The sequence below is a fragment of the Bacillus sp. B4EP4a genome (assembly GCF_006680105.1).
Classification (GTDB): domain Bacteria; phylum Bacillota; class Bacilli; order Bacillales; family DSM-1321; genus Peribacillus; species Peribacillus simplex_E.
The window spans coordinates 1-208 of sequence record NZ_VHIK01000111.1 but is presented as its reverse complement, the minus strand read 5'-3'; the positions used below and the strand labels follow the sequence as shown (position 1 = coordinate 208).

At 38.9% G+C, this 208-nt stretch carries 1 protein-coding gene; it reads right to left on the bottom strand.

All coding sequences use genetic code 11. From position 1 onward, the window contains the following. Positions 1-4: 4 nt before the first annotated feature. Positions 5-208, bottom strand: a 204-nt coding sequence (locus tag FNK51_RS26865; protein ID WP_181762360.1) for a hypothetical protein, incomplete at its 5' end; no start/stop codon positions are given.

The following is a 208-nucleotide window of genomic DNA, read 5'->3' as shown; positions in this document are numbered from 1 at the left end:
AAACTCACGAGTAAATCGTAAATTTACAAGTAAACAGCGTGAATTCACGAGTAAACGGCGTAAACTCACGAGTAAACGGCGTAAACTCACGAGTAAATAGTGCAAACTCACGAGTAAACGGTGCAAACACACGAGTAAATAGCGTAAACTCACGAGTAAATCGTAAATTTACAAGTAAATAGCGTGAATTCACGAGTAAACGGCGTAA